A 6,584-nucleotide genomic window follows, 5' to 3' on the forward strand; every position below is an offset into this window, starting at 1 on the left:
CGGATGAGCGCCACTTACGGCAGCGCCGCCCGCCCTCTCCTGTGGCCGGCGGCGCTCGGTCGCGTCGTCGCCGGGGCCGGCCTGCTGACCGCGGTGGCCCTGCTGCCCTGGCTGTCCGGGACCGACCCGGCGCTGACGGTGCTGCGGGCCCGTTCCGCCGACCAGGATCCGACGCCGGAGCAACTGGACGCCGTACGCGAACAGTTGGACCTGGATCAGGGGCCCTTCGCCCATCTCCTGCACTGGATCGGCGGTCTGCCGCGCGGCGACGCGGGCGTCTCCTGGGTGTCGGGCGAGCAGGTCCTGCCCCAGATCGGCACGGCCCTGTCCGTCTCCGTCACGCTGATGCTGGGCGCGCTCGTGGTCACGCTGGTGGTGGCCGCGCTGGTCTGCGCCCGTACGGTCGTCCTCGGCTCCCGGCGACGCCTGCGCCAGGACCGTACGGGCACGGGGGCCGCTGTCCTGGCCGCGCTGCCGAAGTTCCTGCTGGCCTCGCTGTTGGCGACGGTGTGCGGGGTGTGGTGGGGCTGGTTCCCGTCCAGCGGCTGGGAGGGACCGCAGTGGATGGTGCTGCCCTCGCTCGCCCTCGGCATCCCGTCGGGGGCGATGATCGGCGGACTGCTGGACCAGGCGCTGCCGGCCGCCTTCCACGAACCATGGGCGCGGACGGCGTACGCCGCCGGGCTGCCACCGAGTTACCTCGCCCGGAACGCGTTGCGGCGCGCGCTGCCGGGCGTCCTGCCCCAGTTCCTGCCGACCGTCGTGGCGCTCGTCGGCGGCGCGGTCGCGGTGGAGAAGATCTTCAACATTCCGGGTCTCGGGCGGCTCGCCCTGGAGGCCGCGATCGCCCAGGACCTGCCGGTGTTGCAGACCGCGACGCTGGCCCTGGTGCTGCTCGGGGTGGCGGCCGGTGTCCTCGTACGGGCGCTGCGGAACGCGCTGATCGGCCGGCCGCTGCGAGACGGTTCCCTGCCCACTCTGCACCGGCCGCGCCTCGCCCCGCCGCGCTCGCTGCGGTGGGTCGCCGGGGGCTGCGCGCTCGCCCTGCTCGCCCTCGTCGTGGCCGGGCTGCTGCGCGACCCCTTGGAGGTGGACACGGCGGCACGACTGCTGCCGCCCTCCGCCGCGCACCCCTTGGGCACGGACTCGCTGGGCCGCGATCTGCTGGCCCGGCTGGGGCACGGGGCGCTGCGCACGGCGGGCGTGGCCCTCGCGGTGACGGCGGTCAGCGCCGTGACCGGGCTGCTGCTCGGCATGGTGCCCCGGGCGAGCGCCGGTCTGACGGAGGTGATGACGACCCTGCCGGCCGTGCTCGCGGGACTGCTGATCGCGGGCGTGACCGGGCCGTCGGTGTGGGGCGCGGCCTGCGCGGTGTGCGTGGTCGGATGGACGCCGTACGCCGCCCAGACCGGCGCGCTGGTCGAACAGGAACGCGCCGGCGGTCACATCGCCGCGGCGGTCACGATGGGCGCCGGACGCCTGCACCTGCTGCGCCGCCACCTGCTGCCCGCGGTCGGCCCGGCCCTCCTGCGCAACGCCCTCCTACGACTGCCCACCACCGTCCTGGTGCTGGCCTCGCTCGGCTTCCTGGGGCTGGGCGAGCAGCCGCCCACGCCGGAGTGGGGGAGGCTGCTGTCGGAGAACCAGCCGTACGTCGAACTCGCGCCGTGGACCGTGCTGGGGCCGGCCGGTGCGCTGGTCCTGCTCTCGGTGCTCGCCGTTTCGGGCAGTGGGCTGGGTCAGCGGCGCTGAGGGCCCGTCACCGACGTCCCCGGACAGCGCACTGTGACCACAGCCGCTAGGTGTCCCCGGAGCATCACGACGTCCGAGGCCGACAGCCAGCCACCTTCGGGGAAGCTCGCTCGCAGGGGCACATAGCGGTCCGCTGCCGCCTCGACTCCCTCCTGCCGGACCCCTCACGGGCAGCGGTACGCGACTGGGTCGAGCAGACCACGCGGTTGTGGCATCGCGACCGGCTGCGCTGGGACGCGATGGAACAGGCCCTTGCCGCCGTCGAGTCCAAGGTCGCCGACCGCTGGTACAGCAGCCTCCTGAAGGCCGTCGACGCCATGGCGACCCACCTGGGGTCCTTCCGGAAGGGACCGGAACGCGAAGTGGCACGTCAACGCATCCTCACGCTCATGATGCAGTTGGACCGCACCATGTACTTCACGGTCGTACGCGAGGCCCCCACGACCACGACGAGCTCATCGACGCACTGGCCGACCAGTGGTGGACGGCGCTGGGACCGGCAGCCTTCAGAACCGATCGGCGATGACCACACGCTCTGCCTCCACGGTCGATGGCTGCGTGCGGTGGTCGGAGGATGACCGCGCAGGACCGGGGCCGTCCTGCGCGGTCAGCGTTTGCATCCCTGGGCAGGACAACGTCCCCGTGCTTGGCCTGCAGCTTGCCGATGACCTCGCGCGAAGCTGAGTTCGCTGTTGGGCAGTTGGCGGGCCTGTCAGAGCATGGGGAGCTACCGGGCAGACGATCACCGTCAGGTGATCACACCGCCGACCGGGACGAACACCCCACCCGCCGCTCGCACCGCCCCCGCCACCTACGACCTCAGCGGGGGATCAGCTCATCGTAGTCACCCTCGGTTCCTGTAGGTCCGGTGCCGAGAGCTGCTGGGACATGGAGCGGGGGCTGCTGTGCGTGTGGATGAGGTGTGCGGCCGTGGCGTCCGTCGCAGCGGGTGTGGACGACTACGCCTGCTGGTTGGCGAGACCGAGGTGCTTGCCCAGGTTCCGCTGCCACTCCTCGATGCCCAGTTCGGCGATGAGCTTGCCGACTCCGGGCAGCCGCGACTGGAACCCGGGCCCGGTCAGCGAGTTCAGGAATTCCCCATAGGCCGCGTGGACGTCGACGTCCGGCGGCAGGGTCGCCCGGTTGATCTGGGCCTTGGCGGCGCCCAGCACGGCCTTGTCGAAGGACGCGAGCCGTGCCGCCATGCCCTCGACGAAGCTGTCCAGCTCGGCGTCCGGCAGGGCGCGGGTGATCCAGCCGTAGCGCTCGGCCAGGTCGGCGTCGTAGTCGTCGCTGCCGAGGATGGCTTCCAGCGCGCGGTCGCGACCGATCAGCCGAGGCAGGCGTTCACTGCCGCCACCGCCGGGCAGCAGGCCGCTGGCGACCTCCGGCTGGCCGAACAGTGCCTGCTCACGGCTGGCGTAGCGCAGATCGCAGGCAAGCGCCAGCTCGTTCCCGCCGCCCCGGGTCCGTCCGCGGATGGCCGCAATGCTGATGAACGGGGCCTTCGTCAACCGCATCATGACGTCGACGGCGGGCGGCACCTCCCCCTCGGCCGGCGGCGCAACGTCGCCGGCCGCGGCGATGTCGAAGTGGTTGATGAAGTAGCCGGGTGTGCTGCTGGTGAAGATGGCGACGTGGACCTCCGGGTCTTCGCTCATCTCCGTGATGACCTCCCGCAGCCGGGCGAAGGTTTCCGGGACCATCAGGTTCACCGGCGGGTTCGAGAATGTGATCTTGCGAATCCGGGGGGTCGGGCTCTCGACGCTGATCGTGCTGGGCTGCGTCATCGTGTACTCCTTAAGGGCGATGCGCCACGGGGGCGTGGCGGCATGGTGGTCCGACGGTCAGGGCTGCTATCGGCCCGTTCGCACCTCGCGGACCTGACCGCCGAGGGGTCGGACGGGATGCTGGCCTGAGAAGGTGTGCCTGTCGCATTCCGGGGATCCGATGAGCTGGCCCATCATCACGGACCAGGCGTCAGCGACTACACCGAAGCCCCGCAGGTGTTACTCGTCGAGGAACTGAAGGGCGTGCTTCAGGAACCGCTCGGGGTACTGGAACTGCGCTCCATGCCCGGCATCGGGGTAGATCAGCAGTTGAGCATTGGGGATGTTCTGGGCGAGGTGCCAGGAATTGATCGAGGCGATCATCACGTCGTTCTCGCCGTTGAGGACCAGCGTCGGCTGGGTGATCGCGTTCAGGTAGGCATAGGGATTCTCGCCCGGCAGCGGTTCCGCATAGGCCGTAGTCGCTTCGAACTGCGCCTGCGCGACTGCGGGCGAGCTCGGCGTGTCCTGGTCGGCCCGCTGGTGACGTCGCTCCCAAAAGGCCCGGCCCGCTTCGCGCGCGGCTTCCGAGCGGCCGAAGAACAGGAAGAGGAAGTCCTCCAGGCCGGGGACCGGATTCAGTGCGACCTCCGGCACCTTGGGGTGCATCGTCGCGTCCCCGCCTCGGAGGCCGGTGCCGAGCAGGAGGAGCTTGCGCACCAGCTGGGGGTGGCGCAGCGTGACCTCCTGCGCCTGGTAACCGCCGATCGAGAAGCCGAGCAGATCGACCTGCTCCAGCCCCAGCGCCCGGATTACGGCGGCGATGTCGTCGGCCATGTCCTCCATCCGGTTGCGTGGCGTGCCGGATGACGAGGCGATGCCGCGCCCGTTGAACAGGATGACCTCACGGCCTTCGGCCAGGCCGTCGGTGAGCAGCGGGTCCCAGTTGTCCATTCCTCCGCGGAAGTGCTGGACCAGGAAGATCGGGACGCCGGAGGGCTTGCCCCAGCGCCGGTAGGCGAATCGGTCGCCGTCGACCTCGATGAAACGAGTCGGTGCAGTCAGGTGTGTGTCACTCATGGCCTGGCCCTTTCTGTGGCGGGTGAGCAATACGATGACGGTCATAATCTAAAAAGTCAACCGCTTTGATGTCGATCGACATCTATGTACGCTGGACTGTCGAGCGTCGACCGAAGAAGGGGCGGTTGGACATGCGGGTCACCAAGGCACAGGCAGAGCGCAACCGTGCGCACATCGTCGCGACAGCCGCCAGGCTGTTCCGTGAGCGCGGCTATGACGGTGTCGGCGTGGCAGAACTGATGGCAGCCGCCGGGTTCACCCATGGCGGGTTCTACAAGCACTTCCGCTCCAAGGCCGACCTCATGGCCGAAGCGTCCGCAAGCGGGCTCTCACAGACCGCGGCACGGACAAAAGGTCTGGACCCCGCCGAGTTCGTCGAGAACTACGTCTCCCGGGAGCATCGCGACGGGCGCAGTGACGGCTGCACCATCGCGGCCCTCAGCGGCGACGCCGCACGTCAGCCAGCGGACATCAAAACAGAGTTCGCAGCGGGGATCGAGAACCTGCTGACGGCCCTTCAGCCCAAAAGCGCTACGCCGGGGGATGCGGACCAGCGCGCGGCCCGCACCATGGTGATCGACATGCTCGCCCATTCGATCGGCGCGATCATGTTGTCGCGGGCATGCCCGGACGGTTCTCCGCTGGCGGACGAAATCCTCGATGTCTGCCGCAAGGAAATTCTCGCGTCACTGGCACACGGCAACAGCGACCAACCGACGGCGAGGAGCCTGGAGGCCTGACCACAGCCGACCGAAGCCCACGACGGGTGGCGCCGCCAGATGGCGGACCATGGCCGTGAGCAACGCCCTTTCCGCCGGGCCTCACCTGGGCCCCGAGACGGACCAGGTCTACGACTGCGGAGAAGGAGAGTCGAACAGGAACCCACTCTTGCCGCCCAGCCGCTGTTGCGAGGTCATCGGGTTGCGTTCCAAGGTTCCGGTCAGGGCCGATGGTGCGGGGTGGTCGGGCATGCCGGGGCACGAGTAAGTTCCTCGTCAGGTAGGGGTGGTCTCGTCCGTTATGCGCCTGGTGAGGTTGTCGACCGAGGCGATGTGGATCATGACTTCGGAGCTGGCGCAGGGTCTCGTAGTCGCGGGCGAGACGCCCGGCAGCACAGCCTGCACCACGACGGGACTCTCGGCGAGTTCCTGCTGCAGGGCCTGGGTGAACGTCAGCACGTAGGGGCCTTGACCCGGAATCCTGGACACGGGCTATGCGTCTGGGGCAACGCCACACGGTTAAGCGGTTGTTGGGCCCTTCAAAGGGGTTGGTTCCCATGCGTCGGAAAGGACGTACTTCCCGTAACCGATCTTGCGGAGCCCCGCCGCTGCCGCCGTCCTGGCGTCGGGCCGACGACTGCGCGAGACGGGAGACCGAGCCGTACTCGCGGCCGCCGACGGCTACCCGCGTCCAGCGACGTCACAACATTCAACCGAGCAGCAGCCGAGGCCCCCGACCCACCCTGCAGATGGCCATCAAGGACGTGCGCGCCGCATCCGCGGTGCCGCGCCAATACGGCCGGGCCCTCCGGGTCGGCGCGGTAAGGGTCGCCCCACTGCAGGAGCCCCATCACCGCCGGGACGAGATCCACACCCTTGGGCGTGATCACGTACTTCGGCCGGCTCCGCGAGCCCGGTTCCTTGTAGGTCTCGGTGGCCAGAATCCTTTCTTCCACGAGCATCCGGAGCCGTGCCGCGAGGAGGTTGCGAGGACAGCCGAGGACGCGTTCCAAGTCGTTGAAGCGGGACGAGCCGTACCAGACCTCACGCAGGGTCAGGATCGTCCACTTCTCACCCACGACCTCAAGGGTCCGGGCAATCGAGCAGTTAGACATGTCCCGGTCGAGACCGGGGCCCACCTCACCTGAGTTTACTTTTCCATACCCAGGAAGTAGCGTCGTGGCCAGCACATCAACCCGGCCGCAACGCGAGAAACGGGCGCGCAGGGGGACCTGCGCGAAGAATCACATCGACCACTGGAACA

General features: G+C 69.3%; 6 protein-coding genes and 1 pseudogene. 3 read left to right on the top strand and 4 right to left on the bottom strand.

What is annotated here, in order from left to right:
* The first annotated feature begins 3 nt into the window (after positions 1–3).
* Positions 4–1,752, top strand: a complete 1,749-nt coding sequence (locus tag CLM62_RS48375) for an ABC transporter permease subunit (protein ID WP_095756286.1) — start codon at positions 4–6, stop codon at positions 1,750–1,752.
* Between the two features lie 50 nt (positions 1,753–1,802).
* Positions 1,803–2,330, top strand: a complete 528-nt coding sequence (locus CLM62_RS48380) for a hypothetical protein (RefSeq protein ID WP_143659308.1) — start codon at positions 1,803–1,805, stop codon at positions 2,328–2,330.
* A gap of 381 nt (positions 2,331–2,711) precedes the next feature.
* On the opposite strand, the gene CLM62_RS48385 is transcribed toward CLM62_RS48380, so the two are convergent.
* The gene (locus tag CLM62_RS48385) at positions 2,712–3,542 is read right to left on the bottom strand and encodes an enoyl-CoA hydratase/isomerase family protein (protein ID WP_095756288.1); all 831 of its coding nucleotides are present in this window, start codon (positions 3,540–3,542) and stop codon (positions 2,712–2,714) included.
* Positions 3,543–3,761: 219 nt separating this feature from the next.
* On the bottom strand, positions 3,762–4,601 hold the full coding sequence (locus CLM62_RS48390) for an alpha/beta fold hydrolase (RefSeq protein WP_095756300.1): 840 nt from the start codon (positions 4,599–4,601) through the stop codon (positions 3,762–3,764).
* Positions 4,602–4,669: 68 nt separating this feature from the next.
* Between CLM62_RS48390 and CLM62_RS48395 the strand changes: the two genes are divergently transcribed.
* Complete coding sequence (locus tag CLM62_RS48395; RefSeq protein ID WP_257004533.1) at positions 4,670–5,341, top strand: TetR/AcrR family transcriptional regulator; 672 nt, start codon at positions 4,670–4,672, stop codon at positions 5,339–5,341.
* 255 nt (positions 5,342–5,596) lie between these two features.
* Here CLM62_RS48395 and CLM62_RS48400 read toward each other — a convergent pair.
* A pseudogene (locus tag CLM62_RS48400) lies at positions 5,597–5,705 on the bottom strand (IS5/IS1182 family transposase); the annotation flags it as partial.
* Between the two features lie 154 nt (positions 5,706–5,859).
* Positions 5,860–6,435 (bottom strand): helix-turn-helix domain-containing protein, encoded by a 576-nt coding sequence (locus tag CLM62_RS52610; protein ID WP_257004537.1) that lies wholly within the window; start codon positions 6,433–6,435, stop codon positions 5,860–5,862.
* Positions 6,436–6,584 lie beyond the last annotated feature (149 nt).

Origin of the sequence: Streptomyces sp. SA15 (assembly GCF_002291145.1) — a bacterium.
Taxonomy (GTDB): domain Bacteria; phylum Actinomycetota; class Actinomycetes; order Streptomycetales; family Streptomycetaceae; genus Streptomyces.